The organism is Streptomyces sp. NPDC058326 (genome assembly GCF_042879855.1).
Lineage (GTDB): Bacteria > Actinomycetota > Actinomycetes > Streptomycetales > Streptomycetaceae > Streptomyces.
Genome location: NZ_JBHVZO010000006.1, coordinates 325,673 through 348,688 on the forward strand (window position 1 = coordinate 325,673; position 23,016 = coordinate 348,688).

Annotated in this window: 24 protein-coding genes; 5 read left to right on the forward strand and 19 right to left on the reverse strand. The window is 73.3% G+C overall.

What is annotated here, in order from left to right; translation table 11 throughout:
• Positions 1-38 precede the first annotated feature (38 nt).
• The 3 genes from ACFVYX_RS15205 (at position 39) to ACFVYX_RS15215 (ending at position 2,504) form a co-directional block, all read left to right on the forward strand.
• Positions 39-995 carry a universal stress protein gene (locus ACFVYX_RS15205; protein WP_389681805.1) on the forward strand — a complete coding sequence of 319 codons (957 nt, stop codon included), beginning with the start codon at positions 39-41 and terminating at the stop codon, positions 993-995.
• Positions 996-1,036: 41 nt separating this feature from the next.
• Positions 1,037-1,537, forward strand: coding sequence for an NUDIX hydrolase (locus ACFVYX_RS15210; protein WP_389681807.1), 501 nt, complete (start codon positions 1,037-1,039; stop codon positions 1,535-1,537).
• A gap of 172 nt (positions 1,538-1,709) precedes the next feature.
• On the forward strand, positions 1,710-2,504 hold the full coding sequence (locus tag ACFVYX_RS15215; protein WP_389681808.1) for a VOC family protein: 795 nt from the start codon (positions 1,710-1,712) through the stop codon (positions 2,502-2,504).
• Between the two features lie 69 nt (positions 2,505-2,573).
• Here the strand turns inward: ACFVYX_RS15215 and ACFVYX_RS15220 are convergent, their stop codons facing one another.
• The 10 genes from ACFVYX_RS15220 to ACFVYX_RS15265 all read right to left on the reverse strand — a co-directional run bounded on the left by ACFVYX_RS15220 (position 2,574) and on the right by ACFVYX_RS15265 (position 12,007).
• On the reverse strand, positions 2,574-2,768 hold the full coding sequence (locus ACFVYX_RS15220; protein ID WP_367827185.1) for a hypothetical protein: 195 nt from the start codon (positions 2,766-2,768) through the stop codon (positions 2,574-2,576).
• A 113-nt stretch (positions 2,769-2,881) separates the two neighbouring features.
• Entirely contained in the window at positions 2,882-3,547 is a 666-nt protein-coding gene (locus ACFVYX_RS15225; protein WP_389681809.1) for an ABC transporter ATP-binding protein, read from the reverse strand.
• Complete coding sequence (locus tag ACFVYX_RS15230) at positions 3,540-4,436, reverse strand: ABC transporter ATP-binding protein (RefSeq protein WP_389681838.1); 897 nt, start codon at positions 4,434-4,436, stop codon at positions 3,540-3,542. Before ACFVYX_RS15230 ends, ACFVYX_RS15225 begins: the two co-directional genes overlap by 8 nt.
• A 110-nt stretch (positions 4,437-4,546) precedes the next feature.
• The gene (locus ACFVYX_RS15235) at positions 4,547-5,383 is read right to left on the reverse strand and encodes an ABC transporter permease (protein WP_389681810.1); all 837 of its coding nucleotides are present in this window, start codon (positions 5,381-5,383) and stop codon (positions 4,547-4,549) included.
• The gene (locus tag ACFVYX_RS15240) at positions 5,376-6,368 is read right to left on the reverse strand and encodes an ABC transporter permease (RefSeq protein WP_389681811.1); all 993 of its coding nucleotides are present in this window, start codon (positions 6,366-6,368) and stop codon (positions 5,376-5,378) included. Before ACFVYX_RS15240 ends, ACFVYX_RS15235 begins: the two co-directional genes overlap by 8 nt.
• Positions 6,365-7,981, reverse strand: a complete 1,617-nt coding sequence (locus ACFVYX_RS15245; RefSeq protein ID WP_389681812.1) for an ABC transporter substrate-binding protein — start codon at positions 7,979-7,981, stop codon at positions 6,365-6,367. The genes ACFVYX_RS15240 and ACFVYX_RS15245 overlap by 4 nt, the downstream gene beginning before the upstream one ends.
• 87 nt (positions 7,982-8,068) lie before the next feature.
• Positions 8,069-9,172 (reverse strand): acyl-CoA dehydrogenase family protein, encoded by a 1,104-nt coding sequence (locus ACFVYX_RS15250; protein WP_389681839.1) that lies wholly within the window; start codon positions 9,170-9,172, stop codon positions 8,069-8,071.
• 5 nt (positions 9,173-9,177) lie between these two features.
• Complete coding sequence (locus ACFVYX_RS15255; RefSeq protein WP_389681813.1) at positions 9,178-10,362, reverse strand: acyl-CoA dehydrogenase family protein; 1,185 nt, start codon at positions 10,360-10,362, stop codon at positions 9,178-9,180.
• Positions 10,359-11,327 (reverse strand): NADPH:quinone oxidoreductase family protein, encoded by a 969-nt coding sequence (locus tag ACFVYX_RS15260; protein ID WP_389681814.1) that lies wholly within the window; start codon positions 11,325-11,327, stop codon positions 10,359-10,361. The genes ACFVYX_RS15255 and ACFVYX_RS15260 overlap by 4 nt, the downstream gene beginning before the upstream one ends.
• 89 nt (positions 11,328-11,416) lie before the next feature.
• Positions 11,417-12,007 (reverse strand): helix-turn-helix domain-containing protein, encoded by a 591-nt coding sequence (locus tag ACFVYX_RS15265; protein ID WP_389681815.1) that lies wholly within the window; start codon positions 12,005-12,007, stop codon positions 11,417-11,419.
• Between the two features lie 66 nt (positions 12,008-12,073).
• On the opposite strand from ACFVYX_RS15265, the gene ACFVYX_RS15270 reads away from it, so the two are divergent.
• Positions 12,074-13,039 carry an NAD(P)/FAD-dependent oxidoreductase gene (locus ACFVYX_RS15270; RefSeq protein WP_389681816.1) on the forward strand — a complete coding sequence of 322 codons (966 nt, stop codon included), beginning with the start codon at positions 12,074-12,076 and terminating at the stop codon, positions 13,037-13,039.
• A gap of 147 nt (positions 13,040-13,186) precedes the next feature.
• Positions 13,187-13,966 (forward strand): VOC family protein, encoded by a 780-nt coding sequence (locus ACFVYX_RS15275; protein WP_389681817.1) that lies wholly within the window; start codon positions 13,187-13,189, stop codon positions 13,964-13,966.
• A 120-nt stretch (positions 13,967-14,086) separates the two neighbouring features.
• Here ACFVYX_RS15275 and ACFVYX_RS15280 read toward each other — a convergent pair whose 3' ends face one another.
• The 9 genes from ACFVYX_RS15280 to nadE form a co-directional block, all read right to left on the reverse strand.
• Entirely contained in the window at positions 14,087-14,839 is a 753-nt protein-coding gene (locus tag ACFVYX_RS15280; protein ID WP_389681818.1) for a PIG-L deacetylase family protein, read from the reverse strand.
• A gap of 123 nt (positions 14,840-14,962) precedes the next feature.
• The gene (locus ACFVYX_RS15285) at positions 14,963-16,099 is read right to left on the reverse strand and encodes a substrate-binding domain-containing protein (protein WP_389681819.1); all 1,137 of its coding nucleotides are present in this window, start codon (positions 16,097-16,099) and stop codon (positions 14,963-14,965) included.
• A gap of 95 nt (positions 16,100-16,194) precedes the next feature.
• Positions 16,195-17,502: an alpha/beta fold hydrolase gene (locus tag ACFVYX_RS15290; protein WP_389681820.1), complete on the reverse strand. Its 1,308-nt coding sequence runs from the start codon at positions 17,500-17,502 to the stop codon at positions 16,195-16,197.
• Positions 17,503-17,631: 129 nt separating this feature from the next.
• Positions 17,632-18,729 carry a glycoside hydrolase family 5 protein gene (locus ACFVYX_RS15295; protein WP_389681821.1) on the reverse strand — a complete coding sequence of 366 codons (1,098 nt, stop codon included), beginning with the start codon at positions 18,727-18,729 and terminating at the stop codon, positions 17,632-17,634.
• A gap of 124 nt (positions 18,730-18,853) precedes the next feature.
• A complete protein-coding gene (locus ACFVYX_RS15300; RefSeq protein WP_389681822.1) occupies positions 18,854-19,822 on the reverse strand; it encodes an ABC transporter substrate-binding protein in 969 nt (322 codons plus the stop codon).
• Positions 19,819-20,493 carry an ABC transporter permease gene (locus ACFVYX_RS15305; protein ID WP_389681823.1) on the reverse strand — a complete coding sequence of 225 codons (675 nt, stop codon included), beginning with the start codon at positions 20,491-20,493 and terminating at the stop codon, positions 19,819-19,821. Before ACFVYX_RS15305 ends, ACFVYX_RS15300 begins: the two co-directional genes overlap by 4 nt.
• The gene (locus ACFVYX_RS15310) at positions 20,490-21,170 is read right to left on the reverse strand and encodes an ABC transporter permease (protein WP_389681824.1); all 681 of its coding nucleotides are present in this window, start codon (positions 21,168-21,170) and stop codon (positions 20,490-20,492) included. The genes ACFVYX_RS15305 and ACFVYX_RS15310 overlap by 4 nt, the downstream gene beginning before the upstream one ends.
• Before the next feature lie 272 nt (positions 21,171-21,442).
• On the reverse strand, positions 21,443-21,832 hold the full coding sequence (locus tag ACFVYX_RS15315; RefSeq protein WP_389681825.1) for a VOC family protein: 390 nt from the start codon (positions 21,830-21,832) through the stop codon (positions 21,443-21,445).
• A gap of 97 nt (positions 21,833-21,929) precedes the next feature.
• The gene (gene nadE, locus ACFVYX_RS15320) at positions 21,930-22,760 is read right to left on the reverse strand and encodes an ammonia-dependent NAD(+) synthetase (protein WP_389681826.1); all 831 of its coding nucleotides are present in this window, start codon (positions 22,758-22,760) and stop codon (positions 21,930-21,932) included.
• Positions 22,761-23,016 lie beyond the last annotated feature (256 nt).

Genomic DNA, 23,016 nt, shown 5'->3' on the forward strand with positions numbered 1-23,016 from the left:
CCGGGCACGGGAGTCATTCCCTCATGAGTGCTTCCGACATGAGTAGGTCCCCCATGGGCGACCTGAGCAGCGCGTCCGAGCCGCCGGTCGTCGTGGGCGTGGACGGATCCGAGCACAGTCTCCGGGCCCTGGAGTGGGCCATCGGCGCGGCCGAGCTCCTGGGGGCACCGCTGGTCGTGGCCCATGTGCGGTCCGACGCCCTCCAGCTCGGCGCTGCCCGGATCGCCTCCCTCGGCCCCTCCCCCGAGCTTCCCGACACGGTCGTCACGGCCGTACGGACCGTGGTCGAGGAGCACGGGCACACCCTTCCCGTGCGGTACGAGTCCCTCGACGGGTCCGTGACCGACGCGCTGCCGGCCGCCGCGCGGGGCGCGCGGCTCCTGGTCACCGGTTCCCGCGGGCACGGCGGCTTCGCGAGCCTGCTGCTCGGTTCGACCAGCCGGGCGCTCGCCGCGACGGCCCCCTGTCCGCTCGTCGTCGTTCCGCACGAGGCGCGCACGGCCGCCCTGGAGAGCGGCGCGAGGGCCGGCAGGGTCCTGCTCGGACTGCACACGGAGGAGACCCCGGACGAGGTGGTGGCCTTCGCCTTCGAGGCGGCGCACCACCGTGGCGTACCGCTGGAGGTCGTGACGGCGTTCCGGCTGCCTCCGCAGCCGGGCGCCCTGGTCGTCGCTCCGTCCCCGGCGCTCCAGGTGCCTCCCCCGCTGCCCCTCGCGGACGACATGGAGGACTCGCTGGTACGGGAGGGCCGACGGGAGCAGGAGGAGCGGCTGCGGCCCTTCGCCGCGCGCCGGCCGGAGGTCGATCTCGTTCCCGTGGTGATGCCGGGGGACGCGGCGGGTCTGCTCGTGGAGGGCTCGCGGGACGCCGGTCTCCTTGTCGTGGGCCGTCACCACCGGCACCGCTTCGGGTCGCTGCTCGTCGGTTCGGTCGCGCACGCGGTGCTGCACCACGCGCACTGCCCGGTGGCCGTGGTTCCCCCGGTGGCCCGGTAGCTCTGTGGCGGCGCGGGGAGCACGGCTGGTAGAAGAGGATCATGAACACCGCCGAGGCGGCCGCCGCCGCCCACCGCAATGTCCGGCCGCCGGTCGCCCAGGCCTCTCTCGGCGCGGGGGTGGTGGTGACGGACGAGGCCGGGCGGGTGCTCCTCGGGCTGCACCGCTCCGGGGTGTGGGAGCTGCCGGGCGGGATGGTCGAGCCGGGTGAGTCCGTCGAGGAGGCGGCGGTCCGCGAGCTGGCCGAGGAGACGACGCTCGTCGCGGACGCGGCCGACGTGGAGGTCGTCGGTCTTGTCCTGGACTCCGTCACCTCCTCGCTGCTGACCCGGATGACGGCGGCCACGGTGCTGCGGAGCTTCCGCGGGGTGCCGACCGTGGCCGAGCCGGACAAGATCGAGCGCTGGGAGTGGACGGACCCGGACCGCCTGCCGGAGGCGCTGTTCGTGCCGTCGGCGCAGGTGCTGCGGATGTGGCGGCCCGGCCTTCCGCTGCCGGGCGGTCCGTTCCACCGCTACGCGATGGGCCGGCTGCCGGACTGACGCGCCGCCCGCTCGGCGCGGCAGCGTGCGGGCGAGGCGGCGGCCCACGTCGTCGACGCCGAGGGTGCGGTCTTCGGATCCGGTCGGACCGCGTCACCGAGCGGCGCGGAGCGAGCGTGACTAGCGTGGCCCACAGGAACACGTCATCGAATCGGAAGTGGGAGTCACCGTCATGGCCGCACGACCTGAAGGCACGCCGGTCTGGACCGACGCGATGTTCACCGACGTCGAGGGCGCCAAGACGTTCTACGGCGACGTGCTCGGCTGGACCTTCGGCGAGTCCTCAACGGAATTCGGCAACTACACACAGGCGTACAAGAACGGCAAGGCGGTCGCGGCCGTGGTCCCGCCGATGCCGGGGCAGGACGGGGAGCCGCAGTCGGCCTGGTGTCTGTACTTCTCCTCGCCGGACGTCTCGGCCACGGCGGAGAAGATCCGCGGCGCGGGCGGCACCGTTCTGATGGAGCCGATGCAGGTCGGCGAGTTCGGCTCGATGTGCATCGCGCGGGAGCCGTCGGGCGCCGTCTTCGGTGTCTGGCAGCCGGGCACGCACGAGGGCTTCGAGCTGGAGGGCGAGAGCGGCTCGTACGTCTGGGCCGAGGTCTTCACCCGGGAGCCGGCGAAGGCGGACGACTTCTTCAGCTCGGTCTTCGGCTACCGGTCCAAGACGATGCAGGACGGGGAGATGGACTACCGGGTCTTCGACCTCGGTGCCGATCCGGTGCTCGGCCGGATGGTGATGACGGAGGAGTTCCCGCCGGAGGTCCCCTCGTACATCCAGGTGTACTTCGCCGTGGACAACTGCGACAAGGCCGTCGAGGCGGCCGAACGTCTCGACGGGCGCAAGGTGTTCGGGCCGATGGACAGCCCCTTCGGCCGGTTCGCGGCGATCCTGGACCCGCAGGGTGCCGCGTTCGCCGTGATCGACGTCAAGACGACCGTCGGCGAGGTGCCCGAGATGGTCTGACCGGTACGGGAAGCCGCCCGGGGACCTGCTTCCCGCGGCGGCTTTCGCGCGTCCCTTGCCGTGCGGTGCTCACGGCTTGAGGCTGGAGACGACGTTGGCGGTGGCGGCGACGCCGTTGTGGATGGTGGGCGCCATGCTCGTGCCGGCGAGGAAGAAGCCCAGCAGGGCGCAGACGAGCGCGTGGGTGACCTTGAGTCCGCCGCTCCGCAGGAAGATCACGGCCAGGACCAGCAGCAGCACCACGACAGAAATGGAAACGGCCATCGCTCTCACGTCCTCCTTGCGCCGCATGGGAATTGCGGCGTTCGGCCGACAGTGTGGCGGAATGGGCGGTCCGTCCGGGCGTATGGCGGGGCGGCCATACGGGTGAGATGTGGTCAGGCCGCGGCGGACAGGCAGTCCTTCCACTCCACCGTACGGTCGCACCAGCGGTTCAGGAGGACGCGGTCGTGGCCGACGGCGAGGAGGCCGGCGCCGGTCTCGGCCCGGTAGCTCTCGACGGCGGCGACCAGGGCGGCCGTGGTGGAGGCGTCGAGCATCGCGGTCATCTCGTCGCAGATCAGCCAGCGCGGCCGCAGCGTCAACGCGCGTGCCAGGCAGGCCCGTTGGAGCTGACCGTCGCTGACCTCGTGGGGGCGGCGGCCGAGCAGGTCGGCGGTGAGTCCGACGGCGGGGGCGAGTGCGGCGACCCGGTCGGCCGCCTCGGCGCGGCGGCCGGTGGCGCGCAGGGGTTCGGCGATCAGGTCGGTGAGGGTGAGCCGGGGGTCGGCGGCGGTACGGGGCTGCTGGAAGACCACGCCGACGGCGGTGCGGAGTGCGCGCGGGGCGCGGTGGCGCCAGGCCCGGACCTCGGCGCCGTCGAGGACGAGGCGACCCGCCTCGGGACGGTGCAGGAGGGCGGCGACCCGGGCGAGGGTGGACTTGCCGCAGCCGCTGGGGCCGAGGAGTCCGACGGACTCGCCGGGGGCGACGGTCAGCGAGGCACCTCGGAAGACGGGGGCGCGGCGGTCGTATCCGGCGGTGACGGTGTCGAGTTCAAGCACGGGGCCGCTCCGGGTGGTGGCAGGCCACTCCGGCGTGGAACGCGGGGCGGGTGGCGCAGAGTTCGGTGGCGCGGGGGCAGCGCGGGGCGAAGGCGCAGCCCTCGGGCAGCGCGGACAGCTCCGGCGGCATGCCGGGGATCGGGGTGAAGGCCCGCTCGGGGAGCGCGTCGAGGAGCCCCCGGGCGTAGGGGTGGCGGGGGCCGGTGGGGCCGAAGAAGCGGTGCGCGGGGGCGATCTCGATGATGCGGCCCGCGTACATGACGGCGACACGGTCGGCGATGCGCTCGGCGGCGGCCAGGTCATGGGTGATGAGCAGCAGGGCGCGGCCGTCGTCGGTGTGACGGCGCAGTTCGTCGACGGTGCGGTCGACGAGGTCGCGGTCGAGTCCGGTGGTCGGTTCGTCGGCGAGCAGCAGCCGGGCGTCGCCGATGAGGGCGAGGGCGGTGGCGGCGCGCTGGGCGAGGCCGCCGGAGAGTTCGTGCGGATAGCGGTCGAGGTGCCCGGCGGGGAAGGCGGCCCGTTCGGCCGCGTCCTCCGCGGCCTTCCGCCGGGCGCGGCGGGAGGTGCCAGTGAGGGCGCGGACGGTCTCCTCCAACTGGGACCGTACGGTGCGGACGGGGGTGAGGTGGGCGGCGGGGCTCTGCGGTACGAGGCCGACGCGGCGGCCCCGTACGGTGCGGGCGAGGGTCTTCTCGTCGGCTGCGAGCAGGTCGATTCCGTCGGTCGACGCGGTGCCGGACGTCTCGGCGTTGCCGGGGAGCAGACCGAGGAGGGCGGAGGCGAGGACGGACTTGCCGCAGCCGCTCTCGCCGACGAGGGCGAGGCACTCGCCCGCCGCGAGGTCGAAGCCCGCGTCGGTGACGGCGGCGACGGTCCGGCCGCCGCGCAGCCGGAAGCGGACGGTGAGGTCGCGGACACTGAGGACGGCGTCCTCGGCCCGTTCTGCGGTGACGGCGTCGAGTGCGCGGAGGAGTCGGTCTCCTGAGGCGTTGGGGGCGCTCACAGCATCAGCTCCGATCGGCGGCGCGGGTTGAGGCGGTCCCGCCACACGCCCGCGAGGCCCGCGATGGCGAGGGTGGGGACGATGAGGAGGAGGCCGGGGAAGAGGGTGGGCCACCAGTCCCCCGCGAGCAGCGAGGAGCGCGCGTTCTGTACGAGGTTGCCGAGGCTGGCCTGGTGGCTGGGGAGTCCGAGGCCGAGGAAGGACAGCGCGGACTCGTGCCACATGGCGTGCGGGACCATCAGGACGGCGGCGAGGCCGGCCTGCGGCAGCACGGCGGGCAGCAGGTGGCGGACCGCGACCCGCCACCGCGAGGCGCCGCCGGAGACGGCGGCGTCGACGAAGGGGCGGGTGCGCAGGGAGAGGACCTCGGAGCGCACGATCCGGGCGGTGGAGAGCCAGTGGGTGACGGCGACGGAGACGATGACGGGCCAGACGCCGGGCCGGAAGAGGGCGACGACGAAGATGCCGAGCAGCAGGTGCGGTACGGAGGAGAAGGTGTCGACGAGCCGCATGAGGGTGCGGTCGGTCCAGCCGCCGAGCGCGCCGGCGGCGGCTCCGACGGCGGTACCCACGACGGTGGCGACGAGCGCGGCGACGAGTCCGACGAGGAGCGAGATCCGCAGGCCGTAGACGCAGCGGAGGAGGAGGTCGCGGCCGAGGTCGTCGGTGCCGAAGGGGTGTGTCCAGGAGGGTGGCAGGAGCTTGCGGGAGAGGTCGACGGCCTGTTCGTCGAGCTGGACGAGCGGGGGCACGAGCAGGACGGCGAGGAGGACGGCGCCGACGATCAGGGCGGAGCTCCAGAGCCGCAGGCGGTGGGTGCGCGGGTCAGCCATCGAATCCCACCCTCGGGTCGGCGAGTCCGTACAGCAGGTCCGAGAGGAGGTTGCCGAGGAGGACGGCGGCGGTGGCGAGGACGGTGAGCGCGGCGAGCAGCGGGAAGTCGACGGAGGTGGCGGCCTGGACGGTGGCGGCGGCGATACCGGGCCAGCTGAAGACGGTCTCCACGAGCAGCGCGCCGGTGATGAGTTCGGGGACGCGGGACCCGATGAGGGTGAGCATGGGCAGCATTCCGGAGCGGAGGGCGTGGCCGGTGAGGACAGTGCGTTCGCCGAGGCCGCGGGCGCGGGCGCCGCGCACGGGGTCCTCGTCGAGGGCGTCGCCGACGCCCTGGCGGACGTACAGGAAGAACCAGGGCAGCTGGGAGATGCCGAGGACGAGCGCCGGCAGCACGAGGTGGCGGGCGACCTGGTCGGCGGTCACGGTGTCGCTCGCGGTGTCGGTGAGTCCGCCGGCCGGCAGGACGCCGAGCTTCAGGGCGAAGAACCAGATGGCGAGGAGGCCGAGCCAGAACGCGGGGGCGGCTTCCAGGGTGTAGGCGGCGGAGCTGACGGCCCGGTCGACGAGACCGCCGCGGCGGCGTCCGGCGAGGACGCCGAGGAGCGTGCCGAGGGCGATGGCGACGAGAAAGGCGGTGACGGCGAGGAGCACGGACCAGCCGAGGCGTTCGCCGATGACGTCGGCGACCGGGCGGCGCATGACGGAGGAGTCGCCGAGGTCGCCGGTGAGGGCGGAGGTGAGCCACTCCCACCAGCGGGTGAGGAGGGGCCGGTCGACGCCGAGGTTGGCGCGGAGCTGGTCGAGGTTCTCCTGCGAGGCGGTGAGGCCCGCGGTGCCCGCGTAGGCCTTGACGGGGTCGAAGGGGGAGGCTTCGGCGACGGCGAACACCGCGAAGGTGACCGCGAGGAGGACGGGGACGGCGGCCAGGATCCGCCGTCCCGTCATCCGCGCCATGGCCCCCCAGGGGAGGCGGCGCTTCACTTCTGCTTCGCTCCGCTGTCCTTGGGCTTCCAGCTCTGGACGTTCCACCAGGGGCCGGAGGCGAGACCGTGGTCGTGCGGTTCGACCTGGGTGCTCAGCCCCTCCCAGTTGTCGGCGACGACGTAGAGGTGGTCGATGTGGGTGAGGAAGGTGTAGCCGGGGTTCTTCACCAGTTCCCGCTGGACGGTGTCGTACGCGGCGCGGCGCTCGGCGGGGTCGTTCGTGCGGCGGCCGTCCTCCAGGGCGCGGTCGACGGTCTTGTTGTCGTACCAGGCCATGTTGTTGAAGCCGTCGCCGGCGAGGCCGGACTGCAGGAGCAGGTACTGGTCGAAGTCGGGGTCGCCGGGCGAGCCGCCGCCGGCGAGGACGGCGTCGGTCTTCATCCGGGGCTCGATGACCTCCCAGGTGCCGGCCTGGGCGGTGATGTCGATGCCGGCCTTCTTGGCGTCGGAGACATAGGCGAGGGCGTGGTCCTGGCGGAGCTTGTCGCCGGAGAGGTACCAGAGCGGGAAGGCGGCGCGGACACCGTTCCTGACGCGGACGCCGTCGGGGCCGGGCTTCCAGCCGGCCTCGTCGAGGATCTTCTGGGCGCCCGCGAGGTCGTGGCGGCGCTCGGTGCCCTTGGTGAACCAGGGGCTGTCGGTGGGGACGGGCCCGTAGGCGGGCTTCCCGGCTCCTTCGAGGATCTTGTCGACCATGGTCTGCCGGTCGACGGCGATGTCGAGGGCGCGGCGGACGGCGGTGTCGCCGGTGACGGGGTGGTGGGTGGGGAGGGTGACGGTGCGGTAGTCGTAGGTCCTGGCCGTCCAGGTCTTCTTCGTCCTGTCGTCCTTGAAGCCGGCGGCGAGGTTCGGCGGCAGGATGGCACCGTCGAGATCGCCGGCGCGCAGCCGGGTGGCGCGGACGTCGTCGTCCTTGATGATCGCCATGGTGAACTTCTTCACCGCGGGTGCGCCGTTCCAGTAGGACGGGTTGGCCTTGAAGGAGAGCTTCTCGCCCTTGGACCAGCCGGTGAGGACGAACGGGCCGGTGCCTATCGGCTTGGTGGTGAACGCGCCGGTGTTGACGTCCTGCTTGGCGGCCACGTGTTCCGGGGCGATGGCCTGGACGGTGCGCTCGGCGAAGGGGGCGTACGGGTACTTGAGGCGGAAGACGACGGTGTCGTCGCCGACCGCCTCGACGCTCTTGAGGGCGTCGAGCTCGGTGCGGGAGGCGTTGTTCGTCTTCGGGTCGAGGATCGTCCGGTAGGTGAAGACGACGTCCTTCGAGGTGAAGGGGACACCGTCGCTGAAGGTGACCCCTTCGCGGAGGGTGTACGTGTAGGTGAGGCCGCCGTCGCTGACGTGGGGCAGTTCGGCGGCGAGGGCGGGCCGCAGCTTCATGTCGGCGTCGAAGGCGAGGAGCCCGTCGAAGATCTTGGAGTTGCCGTCCTTGCCGTAGCCGAGGAGGGGGCTGAGGGTCTCGGGCTCGTAGGCGATGCCGACGACCGCGGAATCCTTGGGTCCGCCGGAGCCCCCGGCGGCGGGGCCGGGGTTCGTGCAGGCCGCGGCGGTGAGGGCCACGGCCCCCGCGAGTGTCGCGGCGGCCGTGCCGCGGAGGAATCGGGCGGTCATCGTGTCCACACCTCTTCGAAGATCAACTGTTATTGCGAACAGCTCGCAATTAAACAGTATGTAAAGGGGTGTGGACACAGGGGCCCCTTACAGCGGCGGCTCCAGGCCCACCAGGGCGGCGATCGTGTCCTGGTGCCGGCCCGCCGATCCGAGGGCGATCTGGTCGGACTTGGCCCGCTTCAGCGCCAGGTGCGCGGGGTGTTCCCAGGTCATCCCGATCCCGCCGTGCAGCTGGACGCACTCCTCGGCGGCCCGGACGGCCGCCTTGGAGCAGTACGCCTGCGCGACGGCCACGAGCAGCGGGGCGTCCGCGCTGTCGGCGGCGAGCGCGTCGGCGGCGGCGCGGGCCGCCGCCCTGGCCCCGACGAGGTCCAGCCAGAGCTGGGCCATGCGGTGCTTGAGGGCCTGGAAGGAGCCGACCGGCCGATTGAACTGGTGGCGCTCGCGGGTGTGCCTGACGGTCTCCTCCAGGCACCACTCGGCGAGGCCGAGCTGCTCGGAGGCGAGGAGCCCGGCCCCCGCCAGGAGTCCGCGCCGGACCGCCGCGCGGGCCGCCTCCGGTCCCGCCAGCCGGGTGCCGCTGCCGTCCGGGGTGGTGACCCGGGCGAGCGGTCGGGTGAGGTCGAGCGGGGTCTGCGCCTCGACCGTCGCCTCTCCGGCCGGTACGGCGTACAGACCGTCGGCGCGCGGGACGAGGAACACGTCGGCCGCGCCCGCGTCGGCGACCCCGGCCGCCGAGGAGGAGGACGAGGGCTCCGCGTCGGGCGCGGTGGAGAACGGGACGGCGAGGACCGCGACCGTGCCCCCGCCCGCGAGGTCGGCGAGCAGCCCGGCCGCCGCGCCGCTCTCCCCCGCGAGGGCGAGCAGGGTCTCGGTGGCCACCACCGCACTGGCGAGGTACGGCAGCGGGGTCACCGCGCGGCCGAGCTCCTCCAGGACGACGGCGGCCTCACGGTGGCTCGCGCCCTGGCCACCGAGCTTCTCGGGTACGAGGAGGCCGGCGGCGCCGATGTCGGTGGCGAGGGACTTCCACAGACCGGGGACGTACGGGCTGTCCGTCTCGATCCGGCTCAGGAGGGTCTGGTGTCCCGCCCGGTCGGTGAGCAGGGCGCGGACGGCCGCCCGCAGGTCGTCCTCGGTCTCGGAGTAGAGCAGGTCGAGCTCGGTCGTCGGCTCCGCCGGTTCCGTCACGTCTGTCATCGGGCCAGGTCCTTCCAGGCGACGTCCTTGTCGTTGCGGGGCTCGGGCGGCAGGCCGAGGACCCGCTCGGCGACGATGTTGAGCAGCACCTCGCTGGTGCCGCCCTCGATCGAGTTGCCCTTGGACCGCAGATAGCGGTAGCCGGCGTCCCGGCCGGTGAAGTCCACGAGTTCGGGGCGGCGCATCTCCCACTCCCCGTACAACAGGCCCTCGTCACCGAGGAGTTCCACCTCAAGACCGCTGATGGCCTGGTTGAGGCGGGCGAAGGCCAGCTTCATGGCACTGCCCTCGGGTCCCGGGCGGCCCGCGACGAGCTGCTGTCGGAGCCGTTCCCCGGCGAGCCTGGCCACTTCGGCGTCGACCCAGTGGTCGAGGAGACGGCGGTGCAGGTCGTGGGTGCGCAGCTCGGGCCGCTCGCGCCAGGTCGTGGCGAGCTTCCCGATCATGCCGCCCTCGCGGGGGATGCGGGCTCCGCCGATCGAGACCCGCTCGTTCATGAGGGTGGTCTGGGCGACCCGCCAGCCGTCGCCGACCTCGCCGAGGCGGTGGGCGTCGGGGATGCGGACGCCCGTGAGGAAGACCTCGTTGAACTCGGCCTCGCCGGTGATCTGGCGCAGCGGCCTGACCTCCACGCCGGGGTCGGTCATGTCACAGACGAAGTAGGTGATGCCCCGGTGCTTGGGGGCGTCCGGGTCGGTGCGGGCGATGAGGATGGCCCAGCGGGCGGTGTGGGCGCTGGAGGTCCACACCTTCTGCCCGTCCACGATCCAGTCCCCCGCGTCGTCCCTGACGGCCCGGGTGGCGAGCGCGGCGAGGTCGGAGCCGGCGCCGGGCTCGCTGAAGAGCTGGCACCAGACCTCCTCACCGACCCAGAGCGGCCGGAGGAAGCGCTGCCTGACCTCCTCGGAGCCGTGGGCGAGGACGGTGGGGGCGGCCATGCCGAGGCCGATGCCGATCTTGCGCGGGTCGTTGTCGGGGGCGCCCGCGGCGGCGAGTTCGGCGTCGACGACCGCCTGGAGCGCGCGCGGGGCGTCGAGTCCGCCGAGACCGGCCGGGTAGTGCACCCAGGCGAGTCCGGCGTCGAAGCGGGCGCGCAGGAAGTCGGTGCGGTCGGTGGTGGCGGGCGGGTGCTCTTCCAGCAACTTCCTGGTGAGCGCACGGAGTTCCTCGGCGTCGGTCATGCGCGGACCCCTTCCGGGAGGACGACGAGCCGGCCGGTGGTGGTGCCGTCTGCGACCCGCTGGACGGCGTCCGCGGCCTCGGCGAAGGGAACGCGTTCGCCGATGAGCGGCTTGATGAGGCCCTTCGCCGCGTAGGCCGTGAGGGCCTCGTGGCAGCGCCCGACGGAGGCCGGGTCCTTCACCGCGTACAGGCCCCAGTGGAGGCCGAGGACGGAGTAGTTCTTCACCAGGGCGTGGTTGAGGGCGGGGGCGGGGACGGTGCCGCTCGCGAAGCCGACGATCACGATCCGCCCCTCGAAGGCGACGCACTTCGCGGACTGCTGGTAGGCGTCCCCGCCGACCGGGTCGTAGATCACGTCCGCGCCGCGGCCGCCCGTCGCGGCCTTGACGGCGGCGACGACGTCCTCGGAGCGCCGGTCGATCACCACGTCACAGCCGAGCGCGCAGGCGACGGCGGCCTTCTCCGGTCCGCCGACGACCCCGATGACGGTGGCGCCGGCCGCCTTGCCGAGCTGGACGGCCGCGCTGCCGACGCCGCCGGCCGCCGCGTGGACGAGCAGGGTCTCGCCCTCCTGGAGGGCGGCGCGGCGGTGCAGGCCGAACCAGCCGGTCTGGTAACCGATGTGCAGGGCGGCGGCCTCCGCGTCGTCGAGCGACTCGGGGGCGGGGAGCAGCCCGGCGGCGTCGGCGAGCACGTACTCCGCGAAGCCGCCGTGCGGGAGGGCCGCGGTGGTGATGACCCTGCGGCCGTCCCCGGTCTCGGCGCAGACCTCCACGCCGGGGGTGAAGGGCAGCGGCGGGCGCACCTGGTAGTGGCCGCGGCAGAGCAGCGCGTCGGGGAAGTTGACGTTCGCGGCGCGGACCTTGAGCAGGACCTGGCCGTCGCCGGGCGTGGGCGGTGTCACCTCCTCGCGGCGCATCACCGCGCCCGGTTCCCCGTTCTCGTACACACGCCATGCCTGCATCCGGAAGCCTCCTCCGTACCGAGCGGTCGGTTGCATACTAAGCGGTCGCTTGCTCTGTTGGGAACGGCTCGGCGCGACGGGAATACCGGCTACCGCTCCGGCTTCTTCGGGCGGGCCCTGACGTGCATCCGCTCGCCCTGCGGGCCGAAGAGGCTCAGGAACTCCACCGGGCCGTCGTCCGTCGGCCCGAACCAGTGCGGGACGCGGGTGTCGAACTCGGCCGCCTCCCCGGCCGTGAGGATCACGTCGTGCTCGCCGAGGACGAGCCGGAGTCTCCCCGAGAGGACGTACAGCCACTCGTAGCCCTCGTGGACGCGCGGCTCGGGACGCTCCGCCGGCTTCTCCTGGATCACCTTGTACGCCTGGAGGCCGCCGGGCTGCCGGGTCAGCGGGAACATCGTGCGGCCGTGGCGCACGATCGGCTTCGCCCGGACCCGGGGGTCGCCCGTCGGCGGTGCGCCGACCAGCTCGTCGAGCGGGACCTGGTGGGCGCGGGCGAGCGGCAGGAGCAGTTCGAGGCTGGGCTTGCGCTGCCCCGACTCCAGGCGGGAGAGCGTGCTCACGGAGATGCCGGTGGCGGCGGAGAGCTCGGCCAGGGTCACCCCGCGGTCGCGGCGCACCCTGCGGAGCCGGGGGCCGACCTCGTGGAGGACGGCGTCGATGCGATCGTCTTCGGTCATGCGTCCAGTGTTGCAGAAACGGCAAGACTGTTTGCCGGATCACTGGATCCGGGCGACGCTCGGCCCATGAACGCACAGAGGAACAACGACACGTACGCGTACGAGGCAGTGGTGGTCGGCGGGGGCGCGGCCGGGCTCAGCGCCGCCCTGGTCCTGGGCCGGTCACTGCGCCGCACCCTGGTCGTCGACGCCGGCGAGCCGCGCAACGCCCCCGCCGCGCACATGCAGGGCGTCCTGAGCAGGGACGGCATGAGCCCGGCGGAATACCTGGCGGCCGGGCGGGCCGAGATCGCCCGGTACGGAGTCCACACGCGGGCCGGTGAGGTGACGGGCGCGGCCCCCGACGGCCGGGGCGGTTTCACCCTCGCCCTGGCGGACGGGGACACCGTCGGCGCGCGGCGGCTCGTCGTCACCACCGGGCTCGTCGACGAACTCCCCGCGATCGGCGGGCTCGCCGAGCGCTGGGGACGGGACGTGCTGCACTGCCCGTACTGCCACGGCTGGGAGGTCCGCGACGAGGCGTTCGGGGTGATCGCCCATCCGGCGATGCCCGCGCACCAGGCGCTCATGGTCGCCCACTGGTCCAAGGACGTGACCCTGTTCCTCCACACCGCCGGCGAGTTGTCGGAGCACGACGCGGCCCTCCTCGACGCGGCGGGCGTCCGTGTCGAGAGGGGCGAGGTGGCGGGGCTTCTCGTGGAGGACGACCGGCTGACGGGGGTGCGGCTCGCCGACGGCCGGACCGTGGCCCGCTCGATCCTCTTCGCCGGGGCCTCGCGGCTCGTGGCCCGCGACGGGGTGCTGCGGCAGCTCGGCGCGGAGCTCCGTCCCACCCCCTTCGGCGAGTTCGTGGTGGTGGACGAGACGGGCCGGACGAGCGTGCCCGGGGTGTGGGCGGCCGGGAACGTGACCGGGCCGCAGGAACAGGTGGTCAACGCGGTGAGCCGGGGCTACCGGGCCGGTGTCGCGATCAACGGCGAGCTGGTGTTCGCGGACCTGGAGGCGAAGGCGGCCGGTCGGCCGGTCGGATGAACCCCGGCGGATGGGGCTGCGCCGCGGGAAGCCAGGGACGAGCATCGGTCATGGTGGCCTGATGCCGTGGGGTCCGGCGGCTCCGGAGGCCGACGGAACCGGACGGCGGCCCACATCGACGGACGACGGAAGGACAGGACACCTCTCATGCTCGGTACGCAGTTCACCAAGGGTTCTCCCAACTGGCTCGACCTCGGCAGTCCCGACACCGAGGCGGCGGCCGCGTTCTACGGCGCCGTGTTCGGCTGGGAGTTCCGCTCGGCGGGACCCGGCGCCGGGGGCTACGGCTTCTTCCAGCAGGACGGGCGCACGGTCGCCGCGCTGGGCCCGCTCACCGAGGAGGGCGCGCGCAGCGCCTGGACGGTGTACTTCCGGACACCGGACGCGGACGCCACCGTCAAGGCCGCGGAGGCCGCGGGCGGCACCGTGCGCCTCCCGGCCTTCGACGTCATGGACGCGGGCCGGATGGCCGCCCTCACCGACCCGGGCGGCGCCCAGTTCTCGGTCTGGCAGCCGGGCACCATCGAGGGCCTGCAGCGGACCTCGTCCACCAACACCCTCGTCTGGGCCGAGTTGCACGTCGCCGACCCGGAGGCCGTCCTCGGGTTCTACCGGGCCCTGTTCGACTGGCGGTGGGCGGAGATGGAGGCTCCGGGCATGACGTACCGGGTGGTCTCCACCGCGGAGGGCGACCAGGAGGACGCCTCCTTCGGCGGCGCCGCGGAACTCCAGGACGCGAGCGAGACCCCGCGCTGGATCCCGTACTTCGAGGTCGAGGACCCCGACGCGATCACCATGTCCACCCAGGGCAACGGCGGCTCGGTCCTGATGCCCCCGGCCGACATCCCGGACGTCGGCCGCATCGCCTGGCTCACCGACCCCTTCGGCGCCACCTTCGCGGTGCTGAAGCCCGCGCCGATGGGCTGACCGGCCCGGCGCGAAGCCCGCGTCGCCGGGGTGACGGCCAGGCCCGCGTCGCCGGGGTGACGACCGGGCGCGCGGCGGGGGGGGGTGACGGCCGGGCGCGCGGCGGCGGGGCGTACGCCGTCAGCGGGCGAAGAGTTCGAACGTCACCGCCGGGCGGTCGCCGAAGCGCGCGGAGGCGCGGTCCGTCGTCGTCGTGAGGAAGTCGCGGACGTACGACTCCGGGTCCTCGTCCGTCAGGGCCTCGATGTAGGCGCGGTGGCAGAGGAGCGAGCGGATCGCGCGGTCCAGGCCCGGGGTCGCGTCGATCGCGTGGGTGGGAGTGCTGGAGGCCGCCACCGCGACCCAGCGGACGCCGTTCCAGGGCTCCAGGCCCTGGTCGGCGAGCTCGGGGAAGATCCAGCGGTTCCCCGCGTCGGCCGCCGCGTCGAGCGTGGCGCGGCCGACGGCCAGGTGGTCGGGGGTGTTCCAGGGGGCGCCGGGGCCGCCGCCCCAGGTGTCGCGGTGGTTGAGGGTGACGACGAGTTCCGGGCGGTGGCGGCGGATCGCGGCCGCGATGTCACGCCGGAGCCTGAGCCCGTACTCGACCACGCCGTCGCGGTGGTCGAGGAACTCGACCGTCTCCACACCGACGACGGCGGCGCTGTCCCGCTGTTCCCGCTCGCGCAGCGGACCGCAGACGTCCGGGGCCAGGGTGTCGATACCGGCTTCGCCCCGGGTGGCGAGGACGTAGACGACCTCCTTCCCGGCGTCCGTCCAGGCGGCGACGGCGGCCGCGCAGCCGTATTCCAGGTCGTCGGGGTGGGCGACGACGGCGAGCGCGCGCTGCCAGTCGTCCGGCATCTCCGCGAGGTCCGTGACATCGGTTCCGTTCATGATCGCAGGATACGGGCCGGCGCCCGGGCCGCCGGGCGGAACGCTCCGGAAAGGATCACACGACCCAGCGCTGCCGGGGGCTCAACTGAGGGGCGGAACACAGCCGTTCGCACTGAGGACGGCTCACCCCCGGGCCTTGCGCGTGCCCCCGGTGACGCCTCCACCGCCGCACGAGGCCCGGACGACGAGCCGGGGGCGCAGCTGCACCTGGTGCAGGGGGGCGGCCTCGCCCTCGGCGAGGCGACGGAGCAGGATCTGCGCGGCGAGCCTGCCCAGCTGGTACTTGGGCGGCGAGACGGCCGTCAGCGGGGTCTCCGCGACGTCGGCGAACTCGTTGTCGTAGCTGATCAGGGCGAGGTCGTCCGGGACCCGGAGCCCGGCGCGGCGGGCCGCTCCGAGAATCAGCGCGGCCTCACGGTCGCCGAAGCAGAGCGCGGCGGTGACTCCGGCGTCCCGCAGTGCGGCGAGGGCCCGGTCGGCGCGGGCCGGGTCCCAGCATGCCATCACGTCCCGCTCGTACGCCGGGGCGGCGGGCAGCCCGAGGTCGGTGAGTGCGCGGGCGAAGCCGGACTCGATGGGCGCGGTGGTGGGCGCGTCGGTGCGGGCGACGAGCCCGAGGCGTTCGTGGCCGAGGGCGCGCAGATGGCGTACGGCGTCGTAGGCGCCGCCCTCGTGGTCGGTGCAGACGTGCTCGGTGGGGTCGCCGGGGCCGTGGGCGGTGAGCCGGCGCTCGACGAGGACGGCGGGGACGGGCAGGGCGAGGAGTTCCTCGGCCCGCCGCCCCGGGTCGGTGGCGGTGTGCAGGCTGGGGACGAGGAGGAGGCCGTGGACGCCGGCCGAGAGGAGGCGTGCGACGGCGGCGTCCTCCTCGGCGGGATCGTAGTGGGAGCAGGCGAGGACGAGCCGGGCGCCGGCCGTCGCGAGTTCCTTCTCGATGCCCTGGAGGACGCGCGGATAGTAGAACGTGGTGTCGGGGACGAGGACGCCGACGATCCGCTGTCCGCCGGCGTCGCGTTCGGGCCGGTAAGCGGCGAAGGTGCCCGCGCCCTGGCGGCGTTCGACGAGTCCGAGGGCGACGAGGTCCTCGTAGGCGCGGCGGACGGTCGTCACCGACAGGCCCGTCTCGGTGGCGAGGGCGCGTTCCGTGGGCAGTTTGCTGCCGGGTGGCCAGGTGCCGTCGAGAATGCCGCGCCGCAGCTCGGCCATAAGGGCCCGGAACTTCAGCTCACGGCCGGACGCCGGAGTCTCGCGTCCCTTCATCCGGGCCCCCTCGTCCGCTCCTCCCTGGCGCGCCGCATCCTATGCGGGAGCGGTCACGGGCCGCCCCGGGGCAGTCAGATCTCGTCCCGGGGCGGTCAGATCTCGTCCCGGCTGAGGGCAAGCAGCCGGTCGAGGACCCGCGGCCCGCCCGCCCGTACCCCGTCGTGCTCGAACTCGTCGGTCACCCAGGTCCGCAGCCCTCGGACGGTGCGCGCGGTGTCCAGGGAGTGGGCGGTGTCCACGTACATGTCGTCGTGGTAGACGGCCGCGGCGACCGGGACCCGGTTGGCGGCCAGGCGCTCGGGGTCGTAGAGCGGGGTCCAGTCGGTGCGGGCGGCGAGCAGTTCCGCGGTCTCGCGGAGCGGGCGGAGGGCGGGGTCGGTGGTGAAGTGCCAGGGGTGGACGGTCTCGCCGGTGAAGAGGAACGGGCGGCCTTCGGCGAGGGCGGCGCGGGCGTCGAACTCGGGGTACTCCTCGCGGACGCGTTCGGCGGCCCAGTCGGTGGGCCCCTGGCCCTGGGCGTAGATGGCCTCGTGGAGCACGGCGTACAGCGGGTGTCCGGCGTACGACACGTGGCCCTGGACCTGTTCGAGGAAGGCGTCGGCGAGCGCGGGTCCGCCGGGGGTGGGGACGAAGGCGCCCTCCAGGAGGAGGTGGAGCTGGTGGGTGCCCTCGCCGGAGCCGAGGAGGATGCCGAGGGACTGGAAGGCCTCGGGGGTGAGCAGGCCGCCGCCGGGGAGGGTGACCTCGTGGTCGACGAGGTGGGCGGCGATGGCGCGGGCCCGTTCGGCGTCCTGCGGGTAGCGGGCGAAGTGGGCTTCGTTCTTGCGCCGGATACGGGGGTAGGCGGCGCGGTAGACCTCGTCGGCGGTGGCGTGGAGGGACGGCAGACCGCCGGTGACGAGGACCCGTTCCAGACCTTCGGGGGCGGTGGAGAGGTAGTGGGTGGCGCAGAACCCGCCGAAGCTCTGGCCGAGGACGGTCCAGGGGGCGCCGCCGGTGAGCCGGCGGCGGATCAGCTCGCAGTCCGCGACGATGGAGTCGGCGCGGAAGTGGGCGAGGTAGTCGGCCTGCTCGGCCGGGGTGCCGCGGAGCGGCAGGGTCTGGCGGTTGGCGGGGGTGGAGCGGCCGGTGCCCCGCTGGTCGAGCAGGAGGACGCGGAACTCCTTGACGGCCCGGCCGAGCCAGGCCTGCGGGCCGACGAAGCGGCGGGCGCCGAAGCCGGGCCCGCCTTCCAGGTAGACCAGCCAGGGGAGCCGTTCCCGGTCCGCTCCGGCCTTCCCGCTCGCGACGACCTCGCGGCCGAAGACCTCGATCCGCTCGCCGTCGGGGCGGGCGTGGTCGAGGGGGACGGGGAAGCGGTGGTCGGTGAGGACGAGTCCCGGCTGCCGGTAGGTGGTCACGCTGTTCCTGCTCCTGTTCGGTACGCCCCCGCGAGGACAGTGGATCACATGGCGGGGGCGTACCGGAGGCGGCGGTCCCCAAGGGACCCGGAGTGTCAGCGGGCCGGGGACGTCAGGAGATCGGGGGCCTCAGGAGGTCGGGAAATCGTCGGCCGTCCTGATGCGGTCACGGATCCAGACGCCGGCGGGCTTCAGGGAGGTCGTGCCCGCCCAGGGGCCGCCGGCGCCGCAGGTGCCCGTCCTGAAGACGGCGCCGCTGCGGTGGTCGTCGGAGTAGTTCCAGTTGACCCAGCTGATCTTCTTGGCGGCCATGAGGTCGAGGTACTTCTGTGTCATGGCGAAGTCGTTCGTGCCCTCTCCGGCGTAGTTCTGGGTGCCGAACTCGGTGACGAAGACGGGCAGTCTGTCGGCGGCGCGGGAGAGGGTCCTCAGGTACTCGTCCCGGTGCGAGTACGCGTAGAAGTGGAAGGTGTACATGATGTTGCGGGCGTTCACGGGGTTGGACACGACCTCGGACTCGTTCGCGCCCTCGGAGACGCCGAACGAGGACCACGCGCGCGTGCCGACGAGGACCGGGGTCTCGGCGTCCTTGGCGCGGATGACCGGGATGAGCTGCTCGGCGTAGCTCTTGATCCGGGACCAGGAGACACCGCTGGGCTCGTTGGCGATCTCGTAGAGCAGGTTGGTCTTGGCGCCGTGGCGCTGCGCGATCTCGGTGAAGAAGGTCTTGGCGCGGGCGAGGTTGTGGTGAGGGTCGCCGGGGTCGAGCATGTGCCAGTCGACGATCACGTACATCCCGCGTGCGGTGGCCTGCTCGATGAGGGAGTGGGCGAGGTCGGTGTACTTCCGGGGGTCGGTCTCGTAACCCCCCTCCTGGACATACGTGGAGACGCGCAGGACGTCGGCGTTCCAGTCCTTGGCGAGGGCGTCGAGCGAGCCGGAGGTCAGGCACTTGCCGTACCACTGGATGCCGTGGCTGGACATACCGCGCAGCTGGATCGGCTTCCCGTGGCGGTTGCACAGCTTGGTGCCGCAGACGGTGAGCTGCCCGTTGACCGCGGCGGGGGTGGCGACGGCCTTGACGGTGCCGGCGACGGGGCCGGCGCTGGCGGTGGGCGGTGCCGCGGCGAGGCCGAGGAGGAGGGCGCCGAGGGCGGTTCCCGCCATCCCGAGACGGCGGAGGCGGGTGGGGGGTTGGACGAATCGTGCGGATCGTGCCGAAGTCATGGGGGTCTCCACGGTACGACGAACGAGGGCTGCGGAAGTCCCGCAGGAATGGAAGGAAACTTTCCTAACGGATGAATAGCAGGGACGGGAAGCAGCTCGCAAGGGTCATGACAGGAGACGCTGTTCAGCGGGCTGACGCGTCCTGGGGTCGTACGAGGCCTCTGTCCGCGAGGTAGTTCCGTGCGACGTCCTCCGGGAGCCGCCGCCAGCTGTCCACCTGTTCGTTCAGATGGGCCAGATCGGCCGTGGTCAGGACCGTGTTGAGGCGGGCGAGCGCCCCGGTGACGCCCGCGCTCCCGGCGCGGGCACGGTTCACGACGGGGACGACGTGGTCGGCGTTCTGCAGCCGCCTGTCGTCGGCGAGCAGGACGAGCCCGAACTCGTCGAGCGTGGCGTCGGTGGTCGTGGTGAGCACCAGCTGGTCCTCGCCGTTCTGGACGGCCTGCTTGGCCGGGGTGGTGCCGACGCCCTTGGGGTCGACGGCCGTCACGTCGATGCCGTAGACCTTCCGCAGACCGGGCGCGCAGTACGGCCTCCGGACGCATTCGTCACCGGCCGCGAGCCGTACGGGGAGGCCGGTCGCGCCGAGGTCGCTGAGGGTCTTCAGACGGTGCTCGGCGGCGAAGGCCGCGGTCACGGCGAAGGCGTTCTGGTCGACGGCCCGGCCCGCGTCGAGGACGGTCAGGCCGCGCGGACCCGCGAGCGCGCGGAGCGCGGTCATGGTCGCCGCCAGGTCGGGCGAGCCGACGGTCGGCGCGTCCGCCCCGTTGACCTTGGCGTTCAGCCAGTCGGCGAAGGTCGCCGCGTACTCCGGCACGACGTCGATCTGGCCGCGCTCCAGGGCGGGTTCGTACAGTTCGCGGTTGGTGACGCTGAGGATCTTCGTCCGGTATCCGGCCTCTTCGAGCAGCAGGGCGTACATCTGGGCGAGGAGGTCGCTCTCGGTGAACCCGGCCGAGCCGACGGTCAGCCGGCGGCTGTCGCCCGGCGCGGCCGTGACCGCGCCCCGGTCCTCCAGGGACGGGCCCGTGGCACAGCCTGCGGCTCCGAGGAGCAGACAGAGGGCCACCAGGGGGACGCGCGGCGGTCTCACACGCTGCTCCGCCGCGCCCCGGCGGGCGTGAGGCGCTGGACGCCCTCGAAGACTCCCTCCACGAGGAGCGCGAGCACCGCGACGAGACAGGCACCGGCGACGACCTGCGGGGTGGAGGCCAGGTTGAACCCGGCGGTGATGATCCGGCCGAGCCCTCCCCCGCCCGCGAGGGCGGCCACGGTCGCGGTGGCGACGAGCTGGACGGCGGCGATCCGTACGCCGGTGAGGACCAGCGGCAGCGCGAGCGGCAGTTCGACGCGGGTCAGGGTCTGACCGCCCGTCATGCCCATGCCCCGGGCGGCCCGTACGACGTCGGCGTCCACGCCCCGCATGCCCACGTACGCGTTCGTCAGCAGCGGAGGCACGGCGAACAGCACCAGGGCGATGATCGTCGGCCACTGGCCGTACGTGCCGATCGGGCTCAGCAGGAGCAGGACCAGGACCGCGAAGGTGGGGACGGCCCGGCCCGCGTTGGCGAGGTTCACGGCGAGCGCGCCGCCCCTGCCGAGGTGGCCGAGGACGAGGGCGACCGGCAGGGCGATCGCGCAGCTGATGACGAGGCAGACGACCGTGAGGAACAGGTGCTCGCCGAGCCGGTGCCAGACGCCGTTCTCGCCGGACCAGTGCGCGGAGGTCGTCAGCCAGGACCACGCGTCGGCGACGGTGGTCACGCGGCCCGGCCCCGGGTCCAGGGGGTGAGCAGGCGCTGGACGCCGAGGAGGAGCAGGTCGGCGGCGACGGCGATGAGGACGCAGAGCACGGAGGCGGTGAGGACCTGGGCCTTGAAGTAGGTGTTCATCCCGGCGTAGATGAGGTTCCCCAGGCCGCCGTGGCCGACGATCGCGCCGATGGTGACCAGGGAGACGGCGGAGACCGTGGCGATCCTCAGCCCGGCCATGGCTGCGGGCAGCGCGAGCGGCAGTTCGACGGCGAGAAGGAGGCGGACCGGCCCGTATCCGAGGCCGCGCGCCGCCTGCCGGGTCTCCTCGGGGACGGCCCGGAGCCCGGCGAGGATGTTCCGCACGAGGAGGGTCAGGGAGTACAGGACGAGACCGGCGACGACCAGGGCGGCGGACAGTCCGTACACGGGGAGGAGCAGCGAGAACATCGCCAGGGCCGGAATCGTGTACAGGAGCGTGGTGATCCCGAGGACCGGACCCGCCGCCCAGCGCCAGCGGCGGGCGGCGACGGCGAGCGGCAGGGCGATCAGCAGGCCGAGGACCACGGAGACGCCGGTCAGTTGGAGGTGCTGCGCGACGGCGTCGCCGAGGATCTCGCGCCGCGAGGAGAGATAGGCGCCGCAGATCCACTCGTTGCGGGCGAGGCAGTCGTCGGGCGGCGCGATCACCCTCCCATTCGAGGGGGTACGGGGCCGCGGCGCACCCGGACCGGTCCGTTCGGGTCGGTCGGGCCCGCCCAGGAGCGGCCAGCCTGGTCAGGCCGGGCTTGGAGCGGCCCGCTCGGGTCGGTCGGACCTGGTCCCGGGCGCCGGCCGCGCGGTCGGCCCTGATCCTGGACCTGCCGCCAGGTCGGCTCTGCCCCCGGCCCCGGTCCGCTCAGTCGGCCCTGGCCCCGGACCGGTCCACTCGGTCAGCCCTGGCCCCGGACCGGTCCACTCGGTCAGCCCTGCTCCTGGAGTACCGAGAGGACGTTGCCCGCCGGGTCCGTGAACCAGGCGATGGCCGGTCCGCCCTCGGCCCGCGTGATGCCCTTCTCGTCGGCCTCGAACTCGGGGTAACGCTCCAGGGTCACACCGCGTCCGGTCAGCTCGTCGACGGCCCCGTCGATGTCGTCGACCTCGAAGTTGAGGATCGTGAAGGTGGCGGGGGTGTGGTTCTCCTTGGGGTACACGAAGATCCGGGCCCCGCCGGCCAGGGTGAGGAGGAGCATCCGCATGTCCCCCTCCCCCTCCTCTTCCACCCGCAGGCCGAGGGTCTCTCCGTAGAAGCGCCGGGCGGCGTCGAGGTCGTCGACCGAGAAGCCGCTGAATGCCGAGGTTTCGCCGAACATGACGTGCTCCCTTCCGGGGGCCTGCTCCCAGGCACCCCTTCCAGGATCCGCCGACCGTCCGGAATCCGCCGCCCGTCCCGCTCCCGTCCCGGACCGCTCAGGGGGCGAGCGGCAGCTGTCGCTTGTGCTCGGTGAGCTCGTAGCGGCGCACGATCGAGGCGAAGGCGGCCTCTCCGACCGGCTTGCCCTCCAGGAAGTCGTCGATGTCGTCGTACGTGACGCCGAGCGCGTCCTCGTCGGGCTTGCCCGGGTCCAGGGTCTCCAGGTCGGCCGTGGGGACCTTCCACACCAGGTCGCCCGGGGCGCCGAGCTCGGCGGCGACCGCGCGGACACGCCGCTTGGTGAGGCCGGTGAGCGGGACGACGTCGGCGGCACCGTCGCCGAACTTGGTGAAGAAGCCGGAGACGGCCTCGGCGGCGTGGTCGGTACCGACCACGAGACCGTCGTGCGCGCCGGCGACCGCGTACTGCGCGATCATGCGCTGGCGCGCCTTGATGTTGCCCTGCACGAAGTCCTGGTGGTGGGCGTCGCGGAAGGTGACCCCGCCGGCGACACAGGCCGCGAGGGCCGCGTCGCTCGCCGCCTTGACGTCGACGGTGAGGACCCGGTCGGCGCGGATGAAGCCGAGGGCGGTCTGCGCGTCCTGCTCGTCGGCCTGGACGCCGTACGGCAGGCGCATCGCGTAGAAGGTGGCGTCGTGGCCGGCGGCGCGGGCCCGCTCCACGGCGAGCTGGCAGAGCCGGCCGGCGGTCGTGGAGTCGACGCCGCCGCTGATGCCGAGCACGAGGGAACGCAGACCGGTGGAGGTGAGCCGCTCGGTGAGGAAGGCCACCCGGCGCTCGATCTCCGTCCGCGGATCGAAGGTCTCGGAGACCTGGAGATCCCGGGCGATCTGCTGCTGGAGGGCGGTGGACGCCGGGTCGGTCACGGAGGTCTCCTCGTCGGGTTCGGTCGGCGGCGGACACGCGGCGGGTACCGAGGGGTACCGGGGCAGCCCGCCGACAGGGGTACGAGGGTCGACTTTACGCACCGGTGCCCCCGGCCGTCGCCCTGCCCCCGTACGTCCCCGGCCTCAGGCAGCGGTCGCGTCCTAGGGGGTGTCCGGAAAGTCATGGGAGCCAGAGTCGGAGGCAGGCGAGGGTGACCATGGCTTGGTAATGGGTGGCTCGTTTGTCGTAGCGGGT

What these genes read in the sequence shown, in the direction of transcription:
- ACFVYX_RS15205 (WP_389681805.1), top strand. Translation starts at nt 39, where the DNA reads ATGAGTAGGTCCCCCATGGGCGACCTGAGCAGCGCGTCCGAGCCGCCG.
- ACFVYX_RS15210 (WP_389681807.1), top strand. Translation starts at nt 1,037, where the DNA reads ATGAACACCGCCGAGGCGGCCGCCGCCGCCCACCGCAATGTCCGGCCG.
- ACFVYX_RS15215 (WP_389681808.1), top strand. Translation starts at nt 1,710, where the DNA reads ATGGCCGCACGACCTGAAGGCACGCCGGTCTGGACCGACGCGATGTTC.
- ACFVYX_RS15220 (WP_367827185.1), bottom strand. Translation starts at nt 2,768, where the DNA reads ATGGCCGTTTCCATTTCTGTCGTGGTGCTGCTGCTGGTCCTGGCCGTG.
- ACFVYX_RS15235 (WP_389681810.1), bottom strand. Translation starts at nt 5,383, where the DNA reads ATGGCTGACCCGCGCACCCACCGCCTGCGGCTCTGGAGCTCCGCCCTG.
- ACFVYX_RS15245 (WP_389681812.1), bottom strand. Translation starts at nt 7,981, where the DNA reads ATGACCGCCCGATTCCTCCGCGGCACGGCCGCCGCGACACTCGCGGGG.
- ACFVYX_RS15255 (WP_389681813.1), bottom strand. Translation starts at nt 10,362, where the DNA reads ATGACCGACGCCGAGGAACTCCGTGCGCTCACCAGGAAGTTGCTGGAA.
- ACFVYX_RS15260 (WP_389681814.1), bottom strand. Translation starts at nt 11,327, where the DNA reads ATGCAGGCATGGCGTGTGTACGAGAACGGGGAACCGGGCGCGGTGATG.
- ACFVYX_RS15265 (WP_389681815.1), bottom strand. Translation starts at nt 12,007, where the DNA reads ATGACCGAAGACGATCGCATCGACGCCGTCCTCCACGAGGTCGGCCCC.
- ACFVYX_RS15270 (WP_389681816.1), top strand. Translation starts at nt 12,074, where the DNA reads ATGAACGCACAGAGGAACAACGACACGTACGCGTACGAGGCAGTGGTG.
- ACFVYX_RS15275 (WP_389681817.1), top strand. Translation starts at nt 13,187, where the DNA reads ATGCTCGGTACGCAGTTCACCAAGGGTTCTCCCAACTGGCTCGACCTC.
- ACFVYX_RS15280 (WP_389681818.1), bottom strand. Translation starts at nt 14,839, where the DNA reads ATGAACGGAACCGATGTCACGGACCTCGCGGAGATGCCGGACGACTGG.
- ACFVYX_RS15285 (WP_389681819.1), bottom strand. Translation starts at nt 16,099, where the DNA reads ATGAAGGGACGCGAGACTCCGGCGTCCGGCCGTGAGCTGAAGTTCCGG.
- ACFVYX_RS15295 (WP_389681821.1), bottom strand. Translation starts at nt 18,729, where the DNA reads ATGACTTCGGCACGATCCGCACGATTCGTCCAACCCCCCACCCGCCTC.
- ACFVYX_RS15315 (WP_389681825.1), bottom strand. Translation starts at nt 21,832, where the DNA reads ATGTTCGGCGAAACCTCGGCATTCAGCGGCTTCTCGGTCGACGACCTC.